Source organism: Panacibacter ginsenosidivorans (assembly GCF_007971225.1).
GTDB classification, from domain to species: domain Bacteria; phylum Bacteroidota; class Bacteroidia; order Chitinophagales; family Chitinophagaceae; genus Panacibacter; species Panacibacter ginsenosidivorans.
Map to the genome: position 1 here is coordinate 786,335 of NZ_CP042435.1, position 25,791 is coordinate 812,125.

19 protein-coding genes are annotated in these 25,791 nt (G+C 36.8%); 11 read left to right on the plus strand and 8 right to left on the minus strand.

Translation table 11 applies throughout. The annotated features are described in order from the left end of the window. Positions 1-97 precede the first annotated feature (97 nt). Positions 98-790, minus strand: a complete 693-nt coding sequence (locus tag FRZ67_RS03235; protein ID WP_147188162.1) for a Crp/Fnr family transcriptional regulator — start codon at positions 788-790, stop codon at positions 98-100. Between the two features lie 136 nt (positions 791-926). On the opposite strand from FRZ67_RS03235, the gene FRZ67_RS03240 reads away from it, so the two are divergent. The 3 genes from FRZ67_RS03240 to FRZ67_RS03250 all read left to right on the plus strand — a co-directional run bounded on the left by FRZ67_RS03240 (position 927) and on the right by FRZ67_RS03250 (position 6,742). Then, on the plus strand, positions 927-2,834 hold the full coding sequence (locus FRZ67_RS03240; protein WP_147188163.1) for a chloride channel protein: 1,908 nt from the start codon (positions 927-929) through the stop codon (positions 2,832-2,834). A 23-nt stretch (positions 2,835-2,857) separates the two neighbouring features. Continuing rightward, the gene (locus FRZ67_RS03245; RefSeq protein ID WP_147188164.1) at positions 2,858-3,283 is read left to right on the plus strand and encodes a hypothetical protein; all 426 of its coding nucleotides are present in this window, start codon (positions 2,858-2,860) and stop codon (positions 3,281-3,283) included. Between the two features lie 264 nt (positions 3,284-3,547). Further along, positions 3,548-6,742, plus strand: coding sequence for a glycoside hydrolase family 2 TIM barrel-domain containing protein (locus FRZ67_RS03250; RefSeq protein ID WP_225975494.1), 3,195 nt, complete (start codon positions 3,548-3,550; stop codon positions 6,740-6,742). A 148-nt stretch (positions 6,743-6,890) separates the two neighbouring features. Here the strand turns inward: FRZ67_RS03250 and FRZ67_RS03255 are convergent, their stop codons facing one another. After that, positions 6,891-7,997, minus strand: a complete 1,107-nt coding sequence (locus tag FRZ67_RS03255) for a pyridoxal phosphate-dependent aminotransferase (protein WP_147188165.1) — start codon at positions 7,995-7,997, stop codon at positions 6,891-6,893. A gap of 255 nt (positions 7,998-8,252) precedes the next feature. On the opposite strand from FRZ67_RS03255, the gene FRZ67_RS03260 reads away from it, so the two are divergent. The 4 genes from FRZ67_RS03260 (at position 8,253) to FRZ67_RS03275 (ending at position 11,763) form a co-directional block, all read left to right on the plus strand. Continuing rightward, the gene (locus FRZ67_RS03260; RefSeq protein ID WP_147188166.1) at positions 8,253-9,296 is read left to right on the plus strand and encodes an agmatinase family protein; all 1,044 of its coding nucleotides are present in this window, start codon (positions 8,253-8,255) and stop codon (positions 9,294-9,296) included. Then, positions 9,296-9,856, plus strand: coding sequence for a hypothetical protein (locus FRZ67_RS03265; protein WP_147188167.1), 561 nt, complete (start codon positions 9,296-9,298; stop codon positions 9,854-9,856). The genes FRZ67_RS03260 and FRZ67_RS03265 overlap by 1 nt, the downstream gene beginning before the upstream one ends. Before the next feature lie 181 nt (positions 9,857-10,037). Further along, the gene (locus tag FRZ67_RS03270) at positions 10,038-11,330 is read left to right on the plus strand and encodes a radical SAM family protein (protein WP_147188168.1); all 1,293 of its coding nucleotides are present in this window, start codon (positions 10,038-10,040) and stop codon (positions 11,328-11,330) included. A gap of 25 nt (positions 11,331-11,355) precedes the next feature. After that, on the plus strand, positions 11,356-11,763 hold the full coding sequence (locus FRZ67_RS03275; RefSeq protein WP_147188169.1) for a VOC family protein: 408 nt from the start codon (positions 11,356-11,358) through the stop codon (positions 11,761-11,763). A 73-nt stretch (positions 11,764-11,836) separates the two neighbouring features. Here the strand turns inward: FRZ67_RS03275 and FRZ67_RS03280 are convergent, their stop codons facing one another. Together FRZ67_RS03280 and FRZ67_RS03285 are read right to left on the minus strand one after the other, a co-directional pair. Further along, complete coding sequence (locus FRZ67_RS03280) at positions 11,837-14,059, minus strand: transferrin receptor-like dimerization domain-containing protein (RefSeq protein WP_147188170.1); 2,223 nt, start codon at positions 14,057-14,059, stop codon at positions 11,837-11,839. Between the two features lie 150 nt (positions 14,060-14,209). Further along, positions 14,210-15,406: a tetratricopeptide repeat protein gene (locus FRZ67_RS03285; protein WP_147188171.1), complete on the minus strand. Its 1,197-nt coding sequence runs from the start codon at positions 15,404-15,406 to the stop codon at positions 14,210-14,212. A gap of 368 nt (positions 15,407-15,774) precedes the next feature. On the opposite strand from FRZ67_RS03285, the gene FRZ67_RS03290 reads away from it, so the two are divergent. Beyond that, the gene (locus tag FRZ67_RS03290) at positions 15,775-16,641 is read left to right on the plus strand and encodes a Nif3-like dinuclear metal center hexameric protein (protein ID WP_147188172.1); all 867 of its coding nucleotides are present in this window, start codon (positions 15,775-15,777) and stop codon (positions 16,639-16,641) included. A 205-nt stretch (positions 16,642-16,846) separates the two neighbouring features. Here the strand turns inward: FRZ67_RS03290 and FRZ67_RS03295 are convergent, their stop codons facing one another. Both FRZ67_RS03295 and FRZ67_RS03300 read right to left on the minus strand, forming a co-directional pair. Continuing rightward, complete coding sequence (locus FRZ67_RS03295) at positions 16,847-17,638, minus strand: ABC transporter permease (RefSeq protein WP_147188173.1); 792 nt, start codon at positions 17,636-17,638, stop codon at positions 16,847-16,849. Positions 17,639-17,683: 45 nt separating this feature from the next. Continuing rightward, positions 17,684-18,613, minus strand: a complete 930-nt coding sequence (locus tag FRZ67_RS03300; RefSeq protein WP_147188174.1) for an ABC transporter ATP-binding protein — start codon at positions 18,611-18,613, stop codon at positions 17,684-17,686. 200 nt (positions 18,614-18,813) lie between these two features. Between FRZ67_RS03300 and FRZ67_RS03305 the strand changes: the two genes are divergently transcribed. Together FRZ67_RS03305 and FRZ67_RS03310 are read left to right on the plus strand one after the other, a co-directional pair. Beyond that, on the plus strand, positions 18,814-19,836 hold the full coding sequence (locus tag FRZ67_RS03305) for a sensor histidine kinase (RefSeq protein ID WP_147188175.1): 1,023 nt from the start codon (positions 18,814-18,816) through the stop codon (positions 19,834-19,836). Next, entirely contained in the window at positions 19,833-20,540 is a 708-nt protein-coding gene (locus tag FRZ67_RS03310) for a LytR/AlgR family response regulator transcription factor (protein ID WP_147188176.1), read from the plus strand. The genes FRZ67_RS03305 and FRZ67_RS03310 overlap by 4 nt, the downstream gene beginning before the upstream one ends. Positions 20,541-20,627: 87 nt before the next feature. On the opposite strand, the gene FRZ67_RS03315 is transcribed toward FRZ67_RS03310, so the two are convergent. Both FRZ67_RS03315 and FRZ67_RS03320 read right to left on the minus strand, forming a co-directional pair. Next, positions 20,628-21,956: an AGE family epimerase/isomerase gene (locus tag FRZ67_RS03315; RefSeq protein WP_225975495.1), complete on the minus strand. Its 1,329-nt coding sequence runs from the start codon at positions 21,954-21,956 to the stop codon at positions 20,628-20,630. Between the two features lie 299 nt (positions 21,957-22,255). Then, positions 22,256-22,849 carry a pyridoxamine 5'-phosphate oxidase family protein gene (locus FRZ67_RS03320; RefSeq protein WP_225975496.1) on the minus strand — a complete coding sequence of 198 codons (594 nt, stop codon included), beginning with the start codon at positions 22,847-22,849 and terminating at the stop codon, positions 22,256-22,258. Positions 22,850-23,045: 196 nt separating this feature from the next. Here FRZ67_RS03320 and FRZ67_RS03325 point away from each other — a divergent pair, with 196 nt between their 5' ends. Further along, entirely contained in the window at positions 23,046-25,583 is a 2,538-nt protein-coding gene (locus tag FRZ67_RS03325; protein ID WP_147188178.1) for an alpha-L-rhamnosidase-related protein, read from the plus strand. Positions 25,584-25,791: the final 208 nt, after the last annotated feature.

Sequence of the window (25,791 nt, forward strand, 5' to 3'; positions counted from 1 at the left end):
AATATAAGAACCCAGTCTTAAACACAAAAACAAATTATACAAAATAAAATAAGGAGACTTAATTAAATAGCTGTTACTTCCAGCTAAAATTCACTGATTACGATTTCATCTTTGCAAGTATCTGTAGTTTTTCCATTTTAAGCAATTTTACTTTTTTACCTGAGTACCTGATAATTTTTTGCTTTACTAATTCAGCTGCAATTTTAAAAAAGGTTTCGTAGATGGTTCCTGCAAAAGAAGCTATGTCGTGTCTGGTAAGTAAGATATTTATATAACCTTCATCATCCGTTCCAAACCTGTTATACAACATCAAAAAAGTGTCTGCGATGCGGCCTCTTACATCCATTAGGGCCAGATCTCTTATACGTTTTTCAGCATCCTGTAATTCGTCTGAATAAAACATCATCAGTTTTAAATTAAATGCCGGGTTAACCTGTAAAGTTTGGAGAAAAAAATTTCTTTCAATAAAACATACAGCGATATTTTCCAGTGCAGTTGCTGAAACAGGGTAAGAAGTATTATTTCCTAATCCCCTGTGTCCAATAACATCCCCTGGTTTTGCAAACCTGATGATCATTTGTTTATCCGTTTCCCAAAGTTTGTGCACTTTGATCTTTCCTTCTTTTAGAAAAAAAATACCTTTTACCGATTCTCCTTCTTTAAAAACCTGTTCTCCTTTATTAAACCGGATTGTTTTTTTATACCGTTCAATAGAAGGCACCCATTCGGGTATGCAGTACCTGCAAAGCATACAAGTAGACGTATCACAACTGCTTTGTATTGTTTTCATACCCAATATTAATGATAAAAAATAAGTGCAATAAAATATAAAATATATTTTAAGTAATAAATAAATAGGATTAATAAGTAAAAAATGTACTAATAATATATTTTAAGTAATATTTTTGCATTATAAGATTTATTACATGACTGAAAAAAGATCGTTTACAGAAGCTATACCGTTATCTCCTTCTCTGGATGAAAGCTTTGGTTCGTATTATTCGGAAGCAGAAAAAAGACCGGTATCCGGAAGGGTTTTATTACTTAGTCTGCAAGCAATATTCAATGCATTAGTTATTGGGGTTATAGCAAAGGGGCTGGTAATGCTAATTGACCTTATTACCAATATATCATTTTACAGAAATTTTTCTTTTGCGCCTTCTTCACCTGCACATAATACACTTGGCTGGATGGTTGTTCTTGTACCCGTTACAGGAAGTATTATCATAGGTTTTATGGCCAGATTTGGTTCTTCTGCTATAAGGGGGCATGGTATACCTGAAGCAATGGAAAAAATTATTACCGGTGATAGTAAGATACCCATTAAGTTAACTTTTTTAAAACCATTGTCTGCTGCAATATCTATTGGTACAGGCGGCCCATTTGGTGCAGAAGGCCCTATTATTGCTACGGGTGGCGCTTTCGGTTCAGTAACAGGTCAGCTAATGCGTATCTCTTCAAGCGAAAGAAAGATCATGCTTGCTGCAGGTGCATGTGCAGGTATGTCTGCCATTTTCGGTAGTCCGTTAGCAGCCATCCTTCTTGCAATAGAATTATTGCTATTTGAATTTTCGCCGAGGTCTGTTATACCTGTTGCATTATCATGTGCCGCAGGTGCTGTTATGCATTTATTACTTTTTAGCAGTATCCCTGTTTTTCAAATGCCTGATATACCAATAGCTTCCGGTATTGCATTAACAACCTATGTTATTCTTGGTGCTGTTATTGGTGTAATTGCTTCTGTAGTTTCGAAATCTGTTTATTTACTTGAAGATGCCTTTGAAAAACTTCCCATCCACTGGATGTGGTGGCCTGCAATAGGTGCAATAGCCGTTGGAGTCATTGGCTATTTCGCACCTATTACTTTAGGTGTTGGCTATACAAATATATCCGGGTTACTTACAGGAAATTTACCTCTCACCACACTTCTGATACTTTGTATACTAAAATATATTTCATGGGTAATCGCTCTTGGAAGTGGCACTTCCGGTGGTACACTGGCACCACTTTTTACCATTGGTGGAGCTACCGGCGCGTTATTAGGCACACTATTGTTACGTGTATTTCCGGGTTCTGATATTAACATTGCAACGGCTGCGCTTATAGGCATGGCCGCAATGTTTGCCGGCGCTTCAAGAGCCTTGCTAACTTCGATTGTATTCCTCCTTGAAACGACTGGTCAGCCACATACTTTATTGCCTTTGATAGGAGCTTGTACTGCAGCGTATTTTGTTTCATTCTTTCTTATGAAGGGCAGTATTATGACAGAAAGAATTGAGCGGCGTGGCATTCGGACTCCCGGTTCATACAAACCAGATGTGTTACAACATATAAACGCGGATGAAGTTATGGATGATGCACCGGTATTGATATGTGCCGATAACAGCATTGCAGATCTTAAAAAATGGACAATTGAAAATATATCTGCTTACAAACTCAATTACTTTATTGTTACCGATAAGCATGAGCGTTTTATCGGGTATATTGAACGAAGCAGATTATTGGAATCAAAAGAAATCATGGCTGCCCAACCTGTGCAAAGGCTTATTTCAACCAAACTTCCTGTGGCTTATGAAAAACAAGACCTTGCTGCAGTTTCTGAATTAATGGGCACTTACAATATGCAGGCTATTGCAGTAATAGCGAAGAATAATAATAACCAAAATATAGTAAAAGGTATTATTACACCAACCGATATTCTGAAGGCATACAGTAATCATCATAAAAAAGAAGGTAATTATCATGTATCCATTTCCTTCAAAAGAAGAGCGGGCAAATTGATGATCAAAGGCAGGTTGTTTATGCAATCTAAATTTACAAAAGAGGATGTTTAAATTTTATCACTTAAATAAATTTTATGAATTACGATTATCAGCAAACAGATTTTTCCAAAGCTCTTATGGCAGGACTTTTCGCAGGCATCGTTGCTACACTTGCAAATCTTGGATATGACTTTTTTTATCGTGACATAACAGGCTTTCAACTATCGCAGATAATAAATGTTGCGTCTATTATTATCGCTTCAACACTGTTGCTTACTATAGCAGGTATAGGCTTCTATTTTTTTAAGCATAATATAAAAAAAGGGGGCATTATTTATAGGCTTATTTTCTTTGTGCTTACTTTTTTATGCGTGTATTTGTCAGTACATGTTCAACGATCAACTGATCCCATCGTATCAAATGAGTTCAGAGGGCTGTTAACAGGTATAGTAATTATTCTTGGCGGGCTGGCGGTTTTTTTCATTCCTTATTTATTTGACCATGACGAAATTTACAGCTAATGATATAACCGGCATTTTTGTTTTTAGTGATAATAAGGCTTACTGAAAAAATTATTGACAAAAAGTTATATACACGGCTTTGAACGCTGCTACATTTATTACCTTATTTTTTGCAGATATTTTTTCTTTATTGCCCGATACCCAATGAATCAAACGTATAAGTGTGCGACGCAACAGGTGATGCCATAGAAAACGAATGCCGGGTTCATAAAAATGAATTTACTTCTCTATATTAGCAAACTCATTTGAGTTAAACAATTGCTTATGCTACTTGCTAAATTGAAAAGTATATTATTGCCAGGCTTATTGCCTGCTTTTTTTTGCCTGAGTGTGCAAACCTTTGCACAGCAGTTAGATAGCCTGTTTGAAAACCCTGCCATACAGGAGATCAACCGCATGCCGATGCGTGCAAATTACTTTCCTTACGAAAATGCAGAACTGGCTAAAGACTTTGATACGGCTCATTCTGCACGCTATTTTTCTTTAAATGGAATGTGGCGTTTTCATTGGGTAAAAAAACCTCAACTGTTATCTAAAGATTTTTATACTGTCAATTTTGATGATAAAAGCTGGGTAGATTTTCCGGTACCTGCTAACTGGGAATTTAAAGGTTATGGTACCCCGATCTATACAAATATTCCTTACGAATTTGCGCCAAAAAATCCTAACCCGCCAGATATTCCTGATGACCATGATCAGCCAACGGCAGGTTACAGAAAAACATTCAGCCTGCCTGTTGCATGGAAGGGTATGAAAGTGTATTTGCATTTAGGTGCGGTAAAATCTGCATTCCGTTTATATGTGAATGGAAAAGAAGTTGGGCTTGGTAAAGACAGCAAGCTGGAAAGCGAATTTGATATTACAGATTATGTAAATGAAGGCAATAATTTAATTGCCATGGAAGTGCGCCGCTGGACCGATGCAAGCTTTCTTGAGTGCCAGGACTTCTGGCGTTTAAGTGGCATCACAAGAGACTGCTATGTATATGCGAGGCCGCAAGTGCACATGTATGATTTTTTTGCAAAGCCTTCTCTAATCAATAATTATAAAGATGGCAACCTGGATATAGAAGTACAGGCATGGAACGAAAGTGCTGCACAACATGGCAACTATAAAATACAGGTTCAGTTGTTTGATGATAAAGGAAATAAGATCATTGATACCGTACAAACAACTTATGGCTTAAGACGCAGCAATGGCAGTAAAACAGAACTTCATTTTCACAACACATTCATGGATGCGAAGCAGTGGAGCGCAGAGATACCTAATTTGTATCGCCTGCAATTAACGCTACTGACAGACAAAGATGAAACTGTAGAAGTTATCAGTAAAAAAATTGGGTTCAGGAATATTGAAATAAAAAATGCGCAATTACTCGTAAATGGAAAACCTGTTTACATAAAAGGTGTTAACAGGCATGAAACAGATCCATATACCAACCAGGTTGTATCACATGAACGAATGTTGCAGGATATTACCGAGATGAAGAAAATGAATATTAATGCAGTGCGTGACTGTCATTATCCTGATGATGCTTACTGGTACGACCTCTGCAATGAATATGGTCTATACATGATTGATGAAGCAAACATTGAAAGTCATGGTATGGGTTATAATATTGACAGAACACTTGCCAATAATCCAGTATGGGAACTTGCACATTTAACACGTATGAAACGTATGGTGCTGCGTGATAAAAATAATCCCTGCATTATTATGTGGAGCATGGGTAACGAAGCTGGCAATGGCAATAATTTTTATGAGGGTTATCATTTAATAAGAGGGATGGATCCATCAAGACCGATACATTACGAACGTGCAGAACTTGATTGGAACAGCGATGTTTTTTGCCCGATGTATCCTGATCCTGCTTACCTCGCAAAATATGCAAGTTCTAATCCTACAAAACCTTTGATCATGTGTGAGTATGCACATGCGATGGGCAATACAGATGGCAACTTCAAAGACTATTGGGATATTATTGAAAGCTATCCTTCTTTACAAGGAGGTTTTATTTGGGACTGGGTTGACCAGGGTATGTACCTTGAAAAAAATGGAAAGAAAGTATGGGGCTACGGCGGAGACTGGGGGCCCGAAGGAACACCAAGCGATAATAATTTTATGTGTAATGGACTTGTTGCACCAGACAGGGTTTGGAACCCTCAGTCTTATGAAGTAAGAAGGGTTTATCAAAACATAAAGTTTCGTTTAATAGATGCAAAAGAAGGAAAGCTTGAAATAAAGAATGGTTATTTCTTTAAAGACCTGAGTAATTACAAACTGAAGTTTGAATTGTATGCAAATGGCTTATTGCAGCAAGGTGGCGAGTATGATGATTTTAGTACAAAGCCGGGCAGCAAAGAACTGGTTGATATTGGTAATAAGTTTATACCACTTAGTAATTCAGTTCCATTAATATCACTTAATAAACTTGACCCATCAAAAGAATATTATCTGCGTGTAAGCATGGAACTCATCAATGATGAAGGATTATTAAAAGCCGGAACAGTATTGGCATGGGATGAATTCAAACTTAATGATAGAGTAAGGTTTGGTTACAAAAACTCAAAAGAAAAAATTAATATTTCGAGAGACAACCAAAATACACTTGAGCTAAAAAATAAAAACTTCAACCTTGTTTTTGATAAAGCAACGGGTAACATCACTACGTATAAAGCAGGTGGCAAGAATATTTTCACCAGTGGGCCTTTACCAAACTTCTGGCGTGCACCAAACGATAATGATTATGGTGCAGGCTTTCAGAAAAAATTAGTAGAATGGAAAGATGCAGGCACAAACGGAAAACTGGTTAGCATTACCAGCACTCCGCAAAATGCAGATGGCTGGTTAACGGTAACAGTGCAGCGCTCTTTGTTGAATGGCGATGCAAACTACACGCAAACATTTATGATTGATGGTAATGGCGCTATACAAGTAAACAATCAATTCAAAGCAACCGGCGGCAATCATAACATGCTTTTCCGTTTCGGCAATCACATGCAGTTGCCAACAGATTTTATAAATATTTCCTGGTATGGTCGCGGCCCTATGGAATCTTACCAGGATAAAAAAACGGCTGCTATGGTTGGCTCATACTCGGGAGCAATCAAAGATCAGTATTATCCGTATATACGTCCGCAGGAAAGTGGCAACAAAACAGATGTGCGCTGGGCAAGGATCACACGCAAAGATGGCAGCGGTATCATCATAGCTGCAACAGATACTTTGCTAAGCGTAAACGCATTGCCCTATAACGCAGACCAGCTATGGACAGGCGCTGAGAAGAAGCAGGCACATAGCGGAGAACTGGAACCAGATAAAAACATTCATCTTGATGTGGATCTGCAGCAAATGGGTGTTGGTGGTATCAACAGCTGGGGCTCATGGCCGCTGGAACAATATCGTTTGCCGTATAAAGATTATAGCTACAGTTATTTGATTGTTCCTGTTAAGAAATAAGAAAATTTTTATGAGCCATAGTGCGATGCAATGATTAAGCTTTCGTTGCGTCGCACTCTTGTACTGAAGAATAAAAATCGGCAAAGTAAAAGAGTGCAATAGCGGTCTGACGGCTCAAAGCCGTCTGACCGCTATTCTTCATGTAGATCTACTTCCTCGTGTCATTAATCGCTTTTAAAATATTATTCAAACCCTTTTGTAATTTTTCTGTTTTATCCCAGCTATAACCAATGCGCATATAGCGGCCATCTTCTTCAAACCAATGACCACGGCCAACATAAGTGCTGTATTTATTCAGCAGCACTTCATGAAATTGTGCAGTATCGATTGCAATATCTTTCCTGATACGTGGAAAACATACACAGCCACCTTGAGGCTCTATCCATTCCAGCATATTTTGTTGCTGCATAAAATTTTTAAGTACCAAAAAATTTTTAAGAATAGTTTCTTTAACAGGCGCAAAGAATTTTTCCTTATTGTATAAGTACTGGTATGCTATTTCTTCATCAATTACAGAATTGGTAATAAAGATTTGCTCTTTGGCAGCAAGAAATGTTTCCATTAATTGTTTATCACGACAAATAAGCCAGCCAATTCTTATGCCCGGCAGTCCATAAGATTTAGACATCGAACTAACACTTATCACTCTTTCTGATAAAGTTGCTCCTACAGGTAATTGCGGCGCAAAACTCATATCACGATATGTTTCATCAAAAAGCAGGTAAGTGTTTTTTTTCTCGATAATAGTAATGACCTTTTTCAATGTCGCTTCATCTATTAAAGTACCGGTTGGATTGTGCGGGTAAGTAAGGCTTACAAATTTTGTTTCGTTCGTTATTAAGCTTTCCAGTTCATCGATATCCAGTTTATAACCATTTTCAAAATGTAGTTTGAGATAAGAAATATTGGCGCCGATTGCCCTTGGCGTTTCAATGTTGGTTGCATAGTTGGATTTTGCAACAACAACATGATCTCCTTTTTCCAGCAGGGCAGTTGCTACTATAAAAAGTGCAGGTGCAGCGCCGGGTGTAATTAATACATCGCCTGCATTTAGATTATTATTAGCTGTGATTATTTCTCTCAATGCTGGTTTACCCATATGATCTCCATAAAAAAGTACGAGATCATTTATATCAATTCCAAGATCACTTAAACGCTGATCTGTGAATGAACTTTCTGAAAGGTTGCAATCAATATTTTCATAACCATAACCTTCCGGCGCTTCTATTTCAATAGGCATTCGTTTATAGTGCATAAAAGGATTTTTAATTTTATAATATCTGCATCAGGAATGTTAAATATAACATTTGAAATATTGGGCAGAAAATTCATTATAAACCGAAATGGCCGAATAAAAATCCCGGCGTACAAGTGTGCGACGCAACGGCAGCTAAATGCTTAAACAAAAAGCATGGCCCCCGGAAGATGGCGCTTTTCTTAAATCGTACAAACTTCATGTAATATTGAAATATCGCATTAACTTGCGTCCTGTTTTTAATTATTATCCTTAATGGCAGACCTATCGAAGTTTGATCAGAATGCGGCCGGGAATCCCAACAATAACATTTTTGGCTTACCCTTTAAAGAAGAAGACTCAAAACTTGTGCTCTTACCCGTCCCATGGGAAGTTACGGTAAGTTATGGTGCAGGTACGGCACGCAGTGCAGAGCATATTTTCAAAGCCAGTAAGCAGGTAGATATTTTTGATTCATATGTGCCCAACGGATGGCGCAACGGTTATTTTATGCGGGAAACCGATAAAAAGCTGTTGATGAAAAGTGATTACCTGCGTAAAGAAGCTGAACTCTACATAGACTATATTTCCAAAGGCGCGGTTTTGGAAGACAATAAATTCATGTGCAAAAGCCTGAAGGAAATAAATGAAGGCGGCGCGTTAATGAACAACTGGGTTTATGAACAGACCAAAGAATTGCTGGTTCAGGATAAACTGGTAGGTATTGTAGGCGGCGATCATAGCACACCTTTTGGTTTTTACAAAGCACTTGCTGAAAAGCATGGACATTTTGGTATACTGCAAATAGATGCACACTGCGACCTGCGTAAAGCATACGAAGGTTTTATATGGTCCCATGCATCTGTTATGTACAATGCACTCAATGAATTTTCTGAAATTGATTGTCTTGTACAAATCGGTGTTAGAGATCTTTCTGAAGAAGAATGGAATTATATCTGCAACAGTAACTACAGGGTTGTAACTTATTTCGACGAGCAAATAAAAAGACGGCTTTACGATGGCCAGCACTGGAACAGTATTGCCGATACCATTGTAAACCATCTTCCTCAAAAAGTGCATATCAGTTTTGATATAGACGGACTTGATCCAAAACTTTGCCCTTCTACCGGTACGCCGGTACTTGGTGGCCTTCAAACAGAAGAGGCCATGTATCTTATAAGAAGGGTTATAGAAACAGGCAGAACCATTATAGGTTTCGACCTGGTAGAAGTTGGCATTGGTGAAAACGGATGGGACAGTAATGTTGGCGCAAGAATACTTTGGAAGCTTTGTAATTATCTTATGAAAAGCAACAGTTAATGATGCAACAAGAATATAGGATCGTTATAAAAAATGAGCGTTATGACCAGGTTAGACTTTTGCAGGTCATATTTCTGGCAGTAATGTCAATAGTATTTATAGTGGCCGCTTATTATGAAAACAACATATTTGCTTTTATATGGCCCATGCTCTTGTGTTTTACCATCTTTATTGCATTGAATCAGCAGGATTTTACACGTTATAAACTATTTAGTTTCAAAAATTTTCTCGAGTCAGGTTTTGTATGGACTATCATTGGGTCAATGTTATTACTTACCTGGTGGATAACGCTGCTGGTAATTATTATTGCCGTTATGCAAAGTCTCGTAAAAAAACAATACGAAGTAATTCTCGATCGGCAAGCCATACAGATCAATGCAAAGCCTCCAAAGAATATTGAATGGCAGGCTTTACAGAACATTGTTATAAAGGACGAGCTACTCACCATCGATTATAAAAACAATAAGATCTTCCAGGCCGAAATTATTCCCGCTCTTTCAATCATTGGTAGTGAAGCAGATTTTAACGACTTTTGCCGTTTGCAGCTTGGTGCACATTAACAGCAATTGCAAATAATAATGAATATTTTTTTGTAACCAGCTTCTAAACAACTATTTGGCTTTTGTTGTGTCACTCACTTGTACTGCAACAATACGGTGCAGCATTTAAGAGATCAAGGTCACACGGCTCAAACCGTCAAACCAGTGCAGCTAAACTGTAGTTGATATTTTATAATTTTTTATGACACATTCTCCTTTTTTATTGTATTCAGACGGCAACGGTAATATTTACGAAGATGAAACATTGTATGCGGTGGGCCGCGAAGGCTGGGATGCATTTCCCATTCCTTTGGAAGATTGGATATTATTACCAGATGGCGGAAACCTTTATGAATTGCCCGGGCGAAAAGGTATTGGCATAGATGTAAAGACTGGAGAAATGCGTCTTTGTGATAAAGGCTGGGCAGTAGCGGCTTTTATTCCGCCTGCACATACAGGGCTTTATATTGCAGCTTATGAAACAGACCCTGATGCACCTACGCTTCCGTTGTTTTGTTACACTGCAGCAGGCTGGTACAAAAATCAGTTTTATGTTCCTGCAGTAAGAATAGAAGAAGATATACGTCAGGAATGTGTGGGCTATGATGATGAAAAGATACAAATTGGCGCAGCACATTTGCTAAAAACATATCCGCACAACAGGCTGGTAAAACACCTGATGGAAAATTGCTGCTTAACATACAATTGCCCTGCTGCAAGAAATTTTTCTTTGCATCGTTGGGAATGTCCTATACCTTCTTCACCTGCCTGTAATGCAAATTGCATAGGTTGTATTTCCTTTCAGCCACAGGAAGAGCAGATCGTATCTACACAGGATAGGCTTACATTTAAACCAACAGCAGAAGAGATCGCAGAATTTGCTGTGCCACATTTAATAGAAGCCCCCTATCCTATTGTAAGTTTTGGCCAGGGCTGCGAAGGCGAACCATTACTAATGTGGGAAACCATTCGTGAAGCAATCATAGAAATACGCAAACACACCAATCGCGGCAGCATCAATATTAATACCAATGGCTCTAAACCAGATGCTGTAAAAGCCTTATGTGAAGCGGGTTTGAACAGTATACGTGTAAGCACCAACTCTGCACGCGAAAGTATTTATATGCCATATTACCGTCCCAATAACTATGTGTTCGGTGATATTATTGAAAGTCTAAAGGTCATGCGCAGCTACGGCGGATGGACAAGCATTAACTATTTTGTATTTCCGGGTATGACAGATACTGTTGAAGAATATGAAGCATTAAGAAAGCTTATCATAGAAACAGATCTAAACATGATACAGTGGCGTAATTTTAATATTGATCCGGATTGGTATCTTGGCAAGATCGGCATTACAGAAACAGGTGAATTACTGGGTGTAAAACAGTTGATGGAGTTAATAAGAGATGAATTTCCAAAACTAAAGTTTGGTTATTATAATCCACCGATCGAACGCATCAAAGGAAATTATACAACAGATTTTGCACATTGAATATTATTACTTAAAATCTAACATCATGCAAACAAATTCTAACAAAAACAATACTACCCGTTTTGCACCGATGCTCTATCTTAAAAATGTTGCAGACGGTATCGAATTTTATAAAGAAGCATTTAATGCAAAAGAAATACGCCGCTTTAGCAATGATGATGGTAGTGTGCATGTAGCAGAAATGACGATAGAAAATGCAATGTTTCACATACACGAGGAAGGTTCTACTACAAGCAAACTAAGCCCGGCTACCCTCGGCGGCACCACTACCGTACTTGGGATATTTGTTGAAGATCCCGATGCTCTTATGTCAAAAGCAATTGCTGCGGGCGCAACTGAAATTTCTCCTATGCAGGATTTCGATTATGGATACAGGCAGGGGGATATTAAAGATCCTTTTGGCCATAACTGGACATTTCAAAAAAGTATTTGACTAAATATTTTGTGACCAGCTTCTGTCTTTCATAGCATCGTTTATTGTGTCACTCACTTGTACATTCTATGCTTTATTGAGCACTTTCCTTTAAATAATTTGAAAGGTTATTAATTACTTCAGCATCAAGCAGAATTTGTTGTTGTGCTTGCTTCCAGTCACGCTGTTCAATGGCTTCACGAATACCCGGCATTGTTTTAACACCGTAACCTGTATATAATCCCGGGGCATAAATAGCATGTCTATACCAACCTCTTTGTGGTAATCCGTTTGTTAATAACAATTGCTGTTCTGCTTGATAAAGCTTTCTATTAAATGCATCAGCAGTAGTTGGCGCACCCGCCATCGTATTCCACTTATTCCATAAATTATCTGTTGCAATTTGCAGACCCAGCAAGGCATTTTGCAAAGAAGAAAAGTCGAGATATGGCACTTCGCCTTTTGGCTTTGGCATTGAAAGATGTAATGCGGTATCAGTTGCAACACTGTAATAGTTGTTCCTGATAATATCATTCTCTGTTTTTGTATTATCACGCATATCGTTTGTAAGATTGATCAACTCTTCAGTATAACCATTGATGATCTTATACAGGTTTCTAAAATCAAAAGGCAACACCTCTGCATTTGCCATGCGCAATGCAGCATGTCCTGCAGTTGTTGAAAGTGCAACACCGTATGCAAATGAAGGATCTTTAAATCGGCGATAATCATCATAGGAATCATAAATAGAATGATAATCGCCACCATTATTTTCTCCACCATAACCAATATCTAAAGACGGCACACCAAGATGCTGAAGAAAAGATGAGAAATCTGAACCACTACCCAACGCATTAAGATCGATACCTGTTTTTTGCATTGCATCCTGTTTTGCTTTTGCTGAAGAAGCATTGATGATCTGCTGAGCCCTCAATCTTTCCAACACACTTACATTTGTTTGTGGATCATTTACATCTCTTGCAACTTCTGTCATAAATGTTTCCAGTGCATGTGAACCGCCTGCGCCAAGAAAACCTCTTCCGTTAGCATCAGAATTTATATACAATACTGCTTTCTCCTGCAATTCTTTTGCATGATCTTCTGCAAACTCAGTAGAGCCAAGTAATGCAGGCTCTTCACCATCCCATGCACAATAAACAATAGTGCGTTTTGGTCTCCATCCTGTTTTCAATAATTCACCGATAGATTTTGCCTCTTCCAGTAAGGCTGCTTGTCCACTTATAGGATCATCTGCACCATTAACCCATGCATCATGATGATTTCCGCGTATTATCCATTCATCAGGATACAGCGAACCTTTTATTGTTGCTATTACATCATAACATGGAACAATATCCCAGTTAAATTCAAGCTTTAAATGTACTTTGGTTTTGCCAGCACCAATATGATATGTAAACGGCAATACGCCACGCCATCCATCCGGCGCAACCGCTCCATCCAATGCTTTTAATAATGGTTCTGCATCATGATAGCTGATCGGCAACACAGGTATCTTTAAAAGATTCGTTGCATCGTTATGACTTGCTATGCGCTGTGCATTTGCTGTCGCACCAACACCCGGTGTTAAAGGATCACCGGGATAAACAGGCATATCCATTACAGAACCACGCTGCACACCATATTCATTTTTAAATGCACCTTTCGGATATACATCACCCTGGAAATAGCCATCATCCATAGGATCAGAATAAATAATACAACCCAATGCACCATGTTCCTGTGCAACCTTTGGCTTTATACCACGCCAGCTACGCCCATATTTAGCAATTACAATTTTCCCTTTCACATCAATACCCATACGTTCCAGCAATTCATAATCTTCCGGCAAGCCATAATTCACAAAAACCAGTTCAGCAGTTACATCTCCATCCGCACTAAATGCATTATATGTTGGCAGCTGATCTGCCTGGCCCGATGTTGCGTCTTCTTTCAATGCCGGCTCTTTCAACAAGGCTTTGTATGTTGAGGGGCTTGTCATTTCAAGCACTCTTATTTTTGGCGTAGGAAATAAAACATGATACGTATCTATGCGCACATCAAATCCGTAACTTTTATAACGGTTGTAAATATTTTCTGCAACCCATTTGCTGCCTGCAGATCCAAGATTATGGGGCCTTGATGAAAGTTCTTTTATTGTATTGCCAATACCGGATGAACTTAAATTTTTATCAAAGTTTTGCTCAAGCAAAAACTGCTGCGCTGCCCCCTGTGTTGTAAACCCAGTAATTGTTTTAGTTTGTGCATTTATTGTAGCGCTGATCAATAAAATGCCGCCAATTAAAAAAGCTTTATTCATACTTCATTTACGTTGAAACATGAAGATATTTAAAAACAAAAGAAATAGAACTTTTTTATGAAGCGGGCTGTTGCACAAATGTCATCGTCCCTTATGTCACTCACTTGTACGCCTGATCCTTTACTGAGCAGTAACGTGGCTTAAAAGAAATCAGGGCTGACCTTGTTTTTTTGAATTCTTATTAGAAGCAAGATTTTTCAGGGCTTTCTCTTTTTGTTTTATTTCCTTTAATAAATTGTCAGCATCAGTCTTATTGATTGGTTTCATCTGTAAATAAACTGCTTTTGCATCTTCCGGCTTATTGAGTGTAACATACGATAGGCCCTTGTAATAATAACTCACGGTTGATTCTTTGTCAAGTTCAATAGCCTTATTGAAATGAGCAATGGCATCTTCATATTTATTTAGCATATAATAAGCATACCCAAGCTGCTCTCTGCAGTGCACGTCTTTTTCATCATTATCTTCAGCCTTTTGTAAAAAAGGAATTGCTTCACTATATTTTTCCTGTCCAATATATATCCAGCCCGCTTTGTAATAATAATCTCTTGAATGTTCTTCATCTTTTTGCAGGGCAAGTTTAATATATACAAGCGCTTTGTCATAATCCTTCAGGTTGTTATAGTAGATGTCCGCCATACCGCGCAATGCGGTACCATTTTCTGCATTTGCATCCAGGGCATTCTTATATGCATTTATTGCATCATCATTATATCCCAGCATTAAATAAGTGTAACCCATCTCTGTGTATTTTTCAGCATACGCTTTTTGTCCCTTGGGTTCATATTTTTCCAGGAAGACTGATGCATTAGAATAATCCTTGAAATAATTGGAACACACAGCAGCTTTATAATAACAATAGGCGTCGGGTGACATGTTTGCAGCGAAATATTTTTTATAATACCGTAATGCAGTTTCATAATTTTCTTCCGCATAATATATATCGGCAAGACACCTGGCAGCATCAGCATGTTTTGGCGCTAGTTCCAAAACTGTTTTATAATTTTCTTTAGCTTCTTCTTTTCTGCCCGAATTTTCGCAGGCATAAGCAAGTTCAAATAAATTTGCCGCAGATGGATTTAATTGAGTTGCTTCGCGTAAATATTTTATGGCTTCCTCATATTTTTTTAGTTCATCACATATCCAACCAGCTTCGTATAAAGCCTCAGTATAATTTTGCTTTTCTTCAATAGCTTCTTTTAAGGCTATAAGCGCCTCTTCATATTTTTGCGCTTTTCTTAATGTTACGCCTTTCTCATAATTGTTTGTAGCTGTATTTGAAGCCTGGGAGTTAGCATTAATCGTTACCAATGCACAAATAAGGCAAGTGGAGAATTGCTTAACCATAGTCTATTGAATTTTAGGAAAGTTAGCATTTATACGTAACTCCAAGCCATTCAACAAATGATTTTAAGCTATAACTAATTTTATTGATGGCATTTAGATGTAGCAGGTTTTTGAATAAGTATTTTGTCTTCGTTGTGTCACTCACTTGTACGGTTGTTGTCTGTTGAGCAAAAAGATTGGCATGGCTTTATGTATTGGCATTTTAAGCCTTAGCTTAGCTAAACCGCACAAGACTCTTACACACAAAGCAACACCTCAGTCTGGCGCTACTTGTTAGTTTTATATTGGGTATACTTAAGCTAACATGGGCCAGGGTTTATTGAATATATTTACTTTAGAATTGATTACAAAAAATTAAATCTCAGTTTATGAAATACGTTTTTCTTTTTGCTATCATTTTAGTGAGTTTCAAAAAAACGCTGAACGCACAATCCACCTCTTCTCCGTTAACTGCAATGCAGGTGATTGAATCAATAAAGAAAAATGTAAAACCGCATTGGTTTGATACAAGAACAGACACAATTATAATTGGTAATGGTTTCGATACTGTAAAAGGAATTGCCACCTGCATGTTTGTTGATATGAATATTTTGAAACGAGCCGTTGCAGCAAATTGCAATTTGATCATTACACATGAACCTACCTTTTATAATGCTAATGATAACCCGCCGGATTTTATGAAAGAAGATAAAGTGCTGAAAGAAAAAATGGATTATATAAAAGAACACAAACTCATCATATTCAGATTCCATGATAATGCTCACAGGAATAATCCTGACCAGATCATGCAGGGATTAGCAAACGAATTGGGCTGGAAAGTTGTAAATCAATCTCCGTGGATACTGGAAGTAAAAAAACAAAAGCTTTCTGCGTTAGCAGAAGATCTGCAAAAACATTTCAATATAGAAGGCGTTCGTGTAATAGGTGATCCAAATCTTGAAATAAACAGAGTGGCTTTGGTGCCTGGACTGGCTCCAACATTACAAATGCATCTCGGTGCACTTCAACGGGATGATGTTGACGCAATACTTGTTGGCGAAGCAAGAGAGTGGGAAGATTATGTTTATTCCAAAGATGCAGCAGAACAGGGGAGAAAGAAAGCTGCAATATTTATTGGACATATGAGATCCGAGGAACCAGGCATGAAATACTGTGCTAATTGGTTACAAACCTTTATTAAAGAAGTACCGGTCACTTTTTTGAAAGATGAAAGTTTTTGGTGGTCGCCAAAGTAAATGTTTTTACCAAGGCACAAGTACTCCTAACTGTAAAGCAAGCCCGGCATGCTTTGCCAGAAAGTGTTTATGTTACCGGCAGCAGTAATGCTATTAAGCTTTTGTTGTGTCACTCACTTGTACGGTTGGATTCTATATTGAGCAAGGCACAAGTATCTGCACACAAGGCTTTGCAACTTGTAGTTACACAAGTAACGGTAAATTATTAACCATGGAATAATTTAGTAAAGTCGAAATAGCTTAACACTGAAATAATCAAAAAATACAAAAGGCTATTAACTTGGAAATCTGATAAAAAATTTTTTGCATCAGGGATATAGTTACACATTAAAACAGGAAATGCATAAGGCACATAAATTATGCTTTCCCAATGAGGAATATACATGCTTACTGCTAATACAACCCCTGCCAAACCAATCGCAATATTTATAAATAAATTTTTCAACCTGAAGCTGAGCCAAAAATGAATTGCCCCAATAGCAAGCGTGGAAATAAAAGACCGGATAACAAAAGACGTAATTGCTGATTGTACAGAATTATAGAGGTAAGAGGGGCTATACTCAAAAAAATTAAAATCACTTTTCCATAAACCCAATAATATGGCAAAGCCAAAAAAGAAAATAAGTAATAAAAAATAAAATGAAACTATTAAAAAGACCAACAGCAGGTATTTGCTGAAAAATATTTTTGATTTTGAAATTGGCAGAACAAAAATATGTTTCCATGTATTTGATTTGTGCTCGATATTAAGTAATAGCGAAACAAGCAATACTATCAATAAAGGAAGGAAAGTAAAATGCACTCCATTAAACCCTTTTCTGAAATATTCGTTCCATGGATTTTCTCCGGGTTTTGGTAAATAATCATCCCAATCATAAATATGATGGAGGAAAAAAAATAAAGGGATAAAGGCTGCTCCCAAAATAATAAGCCAGACTGCAAATGAGTTTTTTATTTTTATAATTTCAGTTTGAAAACTTGTAAGAAAGGATTTCATTGTAAAGTTTTTTCAGATAAAAAAAGTGATTTAAACAAGATTAATTTAGCTTACTATGTAATTTTCTGTCATCTTCAAAAAGAGTTTTTTCAAGTTTTTTCCTTCATTAATTACTTCATAGACATCAATATTATTTTCAATTAATGCTTTAATAATTTGCGGCACTTGCTGCTTTGAATGAATCATAATTTTTAATCCGTCTTCGCATTCATAAACATTGAAATTTTCAAGCAATTGCGCAGCCTTTTTGTTGTTATTCATTTTAATAATTACTTCTTCGGCAGAATTTGTTTCAACATTTATTAATTCCTCAATTGTACCCTGAAAAAGCATTTCGCCCATATTGATGATCCCTACATGGGTTACTATTTTCTCAATCTCGCCCAACAAATGACTGGATAAAAAAATCGTTGTATTCAATTCCCTGTTGATTCGTCTAAGCAATTCCCGCATCTCTGCCATTCCGTTTGGATCTAAACCATTCACGGGTTCGTCCAGGATCAATAATTCAGGCTCAGCAATCAGCGCATTTGCAATACCGAGGCGTTGTTTCATACCCAAAGAGTACTCTTTTACTTTTTTATGTGCAGCAGATGAAAGTCTTACTAACTCTAATGTTTCAACAAGTCTTTCTTTTTTAATATTTCTTATTTTTCTTGTAATTTCAAGATTGTCATACCCTGAAATATGTTCGTATAAAGAAGGTTGTTCAATTAATGCCCCAGTCTTCGAATAAACTTCTATCCTGTTTTCAGAAAGATTCTTATTAAACAACCGCACTGACTTTTTTGTGTCTCTCAGCAATCCTAAAAGTATTCTTATGGTTGTTGTTTTCCCCGCACCATTAGGACCCAGAAAACCATATATCGAGCCTCTTTCCACTTTTAAGTTTATATCCTTTAAAATCATTCCCTTTCCGTTAAAACAGAAATTAAGGTTGTGCGTTTCAATGATGTAGGCGTTATTTTCTGGCATATGTATTTTATTAATAAGGCTCGAATATTGACTATCTAAGTCGATCAAAAAAACAATTTTGTTAAATCATGCAGAAGTAAGGATAGAATGCTGATTATACCTGTTTAAATTTTCGTCATTGAAAAAGCTATCCTGGGCATTAATTTTTAAATGTTGGTCATTTTTATTTATACAGTGAAGGGAGATGCCGAAATTCACATATGCAAAAGCTTCAAAAAATAATCAGGCAACTTTTTGAAAGTAAAATTGAAATACATGTGCTGTTTATTATTTTCTTTCTTGTGTCATTTTTTCTACCTCCCTTAATCAATAATTTACCCGTTGATAAAATTATCCATGTAGTTGCCTATGCTCTTTTCCTTTTAGTATGTATATACATAGGAAGATGGTGTTCCCGGAGATGGTTATTGCAAAACAAGTTTTCCAGGTTACTTTTTTTTATGCCGGTGTCGTTAGCAGTCTTGTCTTTTACCGGTATTATTGGTTTGAAAATACTTACAAGTAACAATGTTCTGTCAATGACTATCACGGCTCTCTTTTTTGTGTTTCTATTTTTCTTTCTTGGCTTCTTTCTCTCCGTTACAAGAAATACGGTATTACGCCAAATAAATGAGGCAGAAAATTTACAACAGCAAAAAGAAATGGAATTAGAATTATTACGATCTCAGTTGAGTCCGCATTTTCTATTCAATACTTTAAATAATTTGTATGGGCTTTCTATTACACAACATCAAAAAATTCCCGGTTTATTACTTAAGTTGTCAGATTTACTTCGCTATTCTGTGTATGAATCCAAAGAGAGTTTTGTTTCTTTAAAAAATGAAGTGGCTTATATTGAGACCTATATAGAACTTGAAAAGATTAGAATTGGGGAAAAACTTTCGTATGAAGCAAACATTTACAAAGAAAATATTGAAAGTAATCAAATAGCTCCCTTATTGTTGATGGTGTTTGTTGAGAATGCTTTTAAACATTCAAAAAATACTTACGGGCAAACTATAGATATAAGAATAGATTTATCATTAATGAATGATACCTTGTACTTCACTGTCAGGAATCAGTATATAGATGGAGCAAATAAAATAAAAGATTTTAAGAAGACAGGAATTGGAATTTCAACAACTTTAAAACGTCTTGAATTATTGTACCCTCAAAAATATGTTTTGGACACAAAAAAAGTAAACGGGTATTATGAAGTAAAACTTCAATTAAATTTAAAATGAAATTTTACAAATGTTTAATAGTAGATGATGAGCCTATTGCCAGAGATATTATTGTGAATTATTGCAGCCATCTGCCTTTATTTCAAATCGCAGCCTCATGTGCTAACGCGCTGGATGCTAAAAAAATTTTGCAGGAACAAACTGTTGACCTCATTTTTTTAGATATAAATATGCCGGTCTTAGATGGAATCAGCTTTGTAAATACACTTAAAAATCCTCCACAGATAATATTTACAACAGCTTACAAAGAATATGCAACAGATGCTTTTAATTTGGCTGCCTGCGATTACCTTGTAAAACCATTTTCATTAGAAAGATTTATTATAGCAATAGATAGAGCGATTGAAAGATTAGAGGCATCTTCTAAAAACAGCGTTGTAAATACGCTAAACGAAAATGATTCTTTCTTTATAAAAGTTGCCGGGAAAATTTATAGGATAAATTATGACAGTTTTCTATATGCTGAGGCAAAAGGAAATTACACAAGAATAGTTACAGATAACAATATTATTTTGCCTAATATTTCATTTGCAAATTTTGAGAAGCTGTTGACCAATTCAATTTTAATAAGGGTCCACCGTTCTTTTATTATTAACAAAAGAAAAATTGATCACATTGAAAGCAACCGGTTATTTATTAAAAAGACTGAGATTCCGATAGGCAATAATTATAAAGAAGGTTTTTTAAAGAGCCTTGGGTTATAAAATAAATTGCTTAATAAATTTCAAACCGTACAAGTGTGCGACGCAACTGCTGATACCATGAAATACAAAAGCTCGCTATATAAAAAATCACTCCTCTCCTTTTAACCTGTTTACACAATTCATCATGGCGCGGAACTGGTGATAGTTGCCTTTCCATATCTGCCCTTTCAGTGCGGTTTTTATTTGCGGGTCTATGTCTGTGCCATTTGCATACCAGTCGCCGTAAGTATGGTCTATGATATAGGTTTGTATATACTTCCACTGCTGTTGAAACTTGTTATAATACTGCATGGGATCGTTGGGGAAAAGCTGGCTCATGAGCAGCAATGAATTCATTTCTTCCGCCTGGCTCCACCAGTTCTTTTCTTTGTTTACAATGGTAAGACCGGGTTTTTTTTTGAAATAATATCCTGCATCATAAAAGCCGCCGGGCTTTGCATCCCAAGCGTTTTGCAATGCATGATCCACCATTTGTTTTGCAATGCGCAAAGTTGTGGTATCGTTTTTTATGTCTAATGCATGCGACGCTTCGAGCAAGAGATAACTTGTTTCCACATTGTGACCAAAAGAAACATGATCGAGACCCCGGTGCGCTTTGATAGATGCATCAGATGAATCGCTGTAAGAAACAGGTGTCCAGTCGGGCTGAAAGAAAAGCGTGAGATAACCTTTGTTGCCGATCATTGTATCGCGGATGAGCAGGAGCATTTCGTATAAACGTTCCCGTACAATGGCACTCTGCCAAACGGAATACAAGTCCGTAAATGCTTCCAGCAAATGAATAGAACTGTTCTGGTCTTTATATCCTGTTTCTGCTGTAGATGGTGTTGATGCAGTTCTTTGTATAGGTGTGCCATCACGTTGCATATGCTGGTAATAACCTTTGTACACATTATCGTGACTGTGTTGCTCCAACCACATGAATGCCTGTTGTGCAAAGTAAATAGCATCAGGATCATTGGTGAGTTTGCAATAAGCTGCCACTGCATAAATACCGAATGCATTGCCATAAGCATTCTTGGTGGAATCAATTACGTTTCCTTTTCTGTCAACCATGGTATAAAAGCCGCCATAGGTTTTATCCCACATCACATCGTGCAGGAATTTATAACCATTTGCTGCGCAGGTTTTATAGTAAGCAACATCTGGGTATCGCATAGCTGCTTGTGCTGTTGACCATGTGTGACGCGCTTGTGTTACGATGAATTTATTTTGATCTCCTGTTGGTTTGAAATCGTAGGTGTATGTGCTTAAGAAACCTCCGTATAATGTATCCATGCATCGCGGATACCACTTGTTAAGCATTTCGTGCTGAATGGAGTTTTCCATTTCGTTTGCGAGTTGCAAACGTTCATCTTTTGTTTGTGCAAATGCGTTTGTTGTTGCAGCTAAAAAAACGAGAAGAAAGATTTTCATATCTGTAAGCATGTTGCTTAAAGATATTTCTTTTATTGATTGGAATTGTTTTGTTCGTTTGAAGTTGTTATTTACTTCTTTTGTCTTGACACAAAAGAAGTAACAAGAAAAAGTCAAGAAAGAAAAGATATACAACACTTTTCTTTCTTGCGTTTTGATTTGGCTTTAGTGCTACTTTGAATTGAGCTTTGGAACTTCATTGTACTATCTCAGGTTTCGTACAACGCAATACTTTGAAAACTTCTTTAAATCCTCATAATCCTTTTAATCTCTCCAAATCCTGGTTCAGATTTTCCAGTTCAGACATTTAGCTTTCCTTCTATAGAATCATCTAATGTTTTGCCCATAATTGCTCCGGCAACTCTTTTTATTAATCCTATTGCCATATTATGCTTGGTGTCCCAGTAATATCCGTCGGATGGTTCTACTTTTATTACAGAGATGCGTGGATCATCAATTCCCTCTGTGAACCATGTTTTCATAATAGGCTTCCACAATTCTTTAATTTTTCCTTTGTCTTTACTTACCGTTGCCTCACCGTAAATGTTTAAGTAATCAGAATAGTCAGAACCCTGGAATAAAAGCTGCACATGTGGGTCCTTCATTAATTCATGATCTTTATGACTATCTGTTGCACTTAGAAACCAGAATGTACCATTATTATCTATTTCCTGTAATGCCATAGGTCTTACCGAAAATGGTTTACCCGTTTGAATGTCTGTGCAAAAAAAACATGACGATGCCTTATCGGTAAGTTCCTTCATTTTCTTTACGGCTTCCTCTCCATGAAGATCTTTCATATTTTCTTCAGGCTGTTGTTTGTTGATACTGTTCATAGATTTTTTAATTGGTAATGCAAAAAGGATACCTGCAGGAATATGTTTATCATTCATGATTGTAATGCATATAATTTATCCACAAACATTTAAAATCACTTTTGTGAAGTGGAAATTCGGCGACATATGGGGAAGAGAATACAAGTAATTTTATTGGCATCAGTTTATAACTACAATCTTTTTGCAGGAAATATAGCCATCTTCATTAACTATCCATACACTACTCTATATTTGATCAAACAAACAACTTGAGATGCTGAGCAAAAAACGTTTGACTTTATTTTTTTTATTTGTTACCTATTTTATTAGTTTATCAGCTACCTGTGTTGCACAAAATGTAGCTATCAATAATGATATGCAGGAGAAAAGAATAATGTTTGGCAACGATAAAATAAAAATGATACTGGATTATAATGGAAAAGCAAATATTTCTTCATTGACACTGCACGGGCAATCAATAATTGAAGGAGATGCCGGTATTTATTCAAGTATAAGAACAAAGATTGCTACTTATTCAACCCTGAAACTATTATCCCAGCCCTCGGTAAAAATTACAAATAATACGATCGCTGTTTCCGGAATTAAATATGGGGACAATATGCTCTCAATAAACGAAACATGGACTTTCGTTATAACCAGTAGTAACATAAAATTTAATATCGAAAGAACCCTATCGAAATCAATCACAGCAGAACAGGTGGCACTGCCTGTTTTTATGTTTAAGAATATGGATACATGGAATGGCGCCTACCAGGATTATGGCGGATTAGCATGGTTCTATCTTTTTAATAAAAAATTAGATACGTATGGCGTATATAGTAATTCATCACAATTCTGGAACAGCAAAACGGGCAATGGTCTTACCATCTCCGTGAATGCACCCGGCAAACAGGTTGCTATGGATTATAGCCGTACGGCAGATGATAAATTAGCTTATACTGTTGCTGTTGCACAAAATAAATTGATACCACGCTTTGATTCCGGTACACACAGAAGATTATTTATAAGAGATCAATCAGATGTTTGGGAACCTGCCAAAATCAGTATGGGTAAAACAACACAAAGCATCACACTTTCTTATTTCGATTTCAAAGAACAATTTGACCGTGGAAACCTTGTTGGCATAAACGGCGAAGAAGTGAATGCAGTATTAAATACTATCGCAAGAATTGGCGTTATTGATAAACAACATTTCGGCGGCAATAGCTGGCATACACCTTACGGACCTATTTGTTTACATGAACAATATATTGCACAGATGGGTCTTGGAATAAATGATAGCAATTATTTAAAAGGATATAAGGAATGCCTCGACTTCTACCGCGAGAATGCCATTACTCCTGAAGGAAGAGTTTGGCCAAGATGGGCATATAGCAATGAAGATGCAATGCCGGGGAAATTTACTGACAAAGGTTTTTACGAAGCGCAGTGGGGGTACCTGTTAGATGCCAACCCTGATTTCGTAACAAATGTTGCGGAATTATATGATCAAACAGGAGATGCAGCATGGGTAAAGACACAACAACAGGCATGCGAGAAAGCATTAGATTGGATCTTGAAACGAGACAGCAACAATAATGGGCTTGTTGAAATGATGACCGATAGTCATACACAAAAAAGAGGAAGTGATTGGATAGATATTATATGGGCATCTTACGAAAATGCTTTTGTAAATGCCAAGCTTTATCATGCTCTCGTTTTATGGGCAGATATAGAAAAACAATCAGGCAACATTTCAAAAGCAAAATATTATTATCAGTTCGCTGAAAAGTTGAAAGCAAGTTTTAATAAACCAACTTCACAAGGTGGCTTTTGGGACGATGAGAAGAAATGTTACATCCACTGGAGAGACAAAGATGGTTCCATACATGGAAATAACATGGTTACACCTGTAAATTTTATGGCAATTGCTTATGGCATTTGCGATGACAGTGCACGATCAAAAACAATTCTTAACGATATAGAAACACAAATGCAGAAAGAACAACTTTTCTTCTGGCCGCTTTGCATGTACAGTTACGAACCTGGTGAAGGGAATGACTGGCAATTTCCTTTTCCGAATTATGAAAATGGCGATATCTTTCTGTCGTGGGGCTCTGTGGCCGTTAAAGCATATGCATCTTACAAACCGGAGATCGCTTTAAAATATGTGCAGAATGTATTGGCACAATATGCCAAAGACGGATTAGCTTTTCAACGTTATGGACGCGCTAAACAAGATGGTCTTGGCGATGATATTCTTTCCGGCAACAGTCTTTCTGTTGTTGGTTTATACCAGGCTATCTATGGTATCAATCCACTTTACAATCGTTTTTATCTTGACCCTCATATTACAAAAGAGCTGGCTGGCACACAGGTAAAATATAATTATAGAAATCAAAAATTATTGATCGGTCTTAACATGGATAATTATGCAGTATCAAACGATCACTTTAAAATTATTTCCAAAACAGACTTCGGCTTTTTTAGTAACAGCAATGAACTCGCTTACTTCAACAAAAACGATAATACAGCTTCTTTGAAAGTAAAAACAACACCGAATAAAAAGTGCACACTTGACATACAAACATGGGAAGCTAACCAAATGTCGTGGATACAATCTTCAGAAGATACAAATGCCGGCAATATAAATTATCGGTTGAACAATCTTCAACCAGGAAATTATTACAATATTTCAGTTGATGATAAAATAATAAAAAAGCTGAGGAGTACTACAGGTGGCAGTCTGATATTCAATTATTATATGGGTAGTAATCCCGTTAAAATTGTTGTATCAGCAAGCAAACCTTAGCAAACCGTATATTTCACAATTCTGTTAAAATATTGGCTTGTCTATAATAAGTTATGTAATACACACGTGTTAGCATCTTTATAACAGCATAAATGAATATGCTTGGGTATTTTTGTAATAAGACTTATATGAACCTGGCTGAAGAATGGACATGTAGCTTATGTTGCGTCGCACACTTGTACTGCTGGTTCATGTGGATCACTTAAAT